The organism is Burkholderia sp. Se-20378 (genome assembly GCF_017104665.1).
Lineage (GTDB): Bacteria > Pseudomonadota > Gammaproteobacteria > Burkholderiales > Burkholderiaceae > Burkholderia > Burkholderia lata.
Map to the genome: position 1 here is coordinate 1 of NZ_JAAGPG010001162.1, position 1,034 is coordinate 1,034.

Sequence of the window (1,034 nt, forward strand, 5' to 3'; positions counted from 1 at the left end):
TGCCGCGTGGGCCGGCGCGCCGGACGCAGTGGCGCTCGCGACGCGCTTCGCGAACGCGCGCAATGCGATGACGGCCAACGACCCGGCAACGAAACGCGCGACCGAGCAGTCGATCCGGCGCGACGGCAACGACACGTATCGCAGCGCCGTCGTCGCGCGGATGAACAGCGCGCTGAACACGCCCGCACCGTTCGTCGAGCGTCTCGTGCATTTCTGGGCGAACCATTTCGCGGTGTCGGTCGACAAGGGGCCGGTGGCCGCCTACGCGGGCGCGTTCGAACGCGACGCGATCCGCCCGCACGTGCTCGGCCGTTTCGAGGACATGCTGGTCGCCGTCGAGCAGCATCCCGCGATGCAGCTTTTCCTCGACCAGGCTCGCTCGGTCGGCCCCGACAGCCCGGCCGCGCTGCGTGCCGAAGCACGCAATCCGACGGCCAAGCGCGGGCTCAACGAGAATCTCGCGCGCGAAATCATGGAGCTGCACACGCTCGGCGTACGCACGGGTTACACGCAGGCCGACGTGACGGAATTCGCGCGTGCGCTGACCGGCTGGAGCATCGCCGGCGGGCGTGGCCCGCAGCCCGGTGATGCGGCGCCCGGCGCATTCGTGTTTCGCCCGAAACTGCACGAGCCCGGCGTGCGGACCGTGATGGGGCGCAGCTACGACCAGCCCGGCGAAGCACAGGCGCGCGCGATCCTGCACGACCTCGCGCATTCGGAGGCGACCGGCCGGCATATCGCGTTCCAGCTTGCTCGCCATTTCGTCGCCGACAATCCGCCGCCCGCGCTGACTGACCGGCTCGCCCGCGCGTTCGATGCGAGCGGTGGCGATTTGCCGGCCGTCTATCGCGCGCTCGTCGACGCGCCCGATGCGTGGGCGCCGGTCAACCGCAAGTTCAAGACGCCGTGGGAGTGGGCCGTGTCGTCGCTGCGCGGGCTCGGCTGGCGCGACACCGGCGACCTGAAGGTCGCGCCGCTGCTTACGCAGCTCGGCCAGCCGGTGTGGCGGCCCGGCTCGCCGGCCGGGTACGACG

1 protein-coding gene is annotated in these 1,034 nt (G+C 71.4%); it reads left to right on the forward strand.

Features of this window, described 5'->3' with window-relative positions; translation table 11 throughout:
- On the forward strand, window positions 1-1,034 hold a 1,034-nt coding region (locus G3N93_RS40755), incomplete at both ends, for a DUF1800 domain-containing protein (protein WP_206135606.1).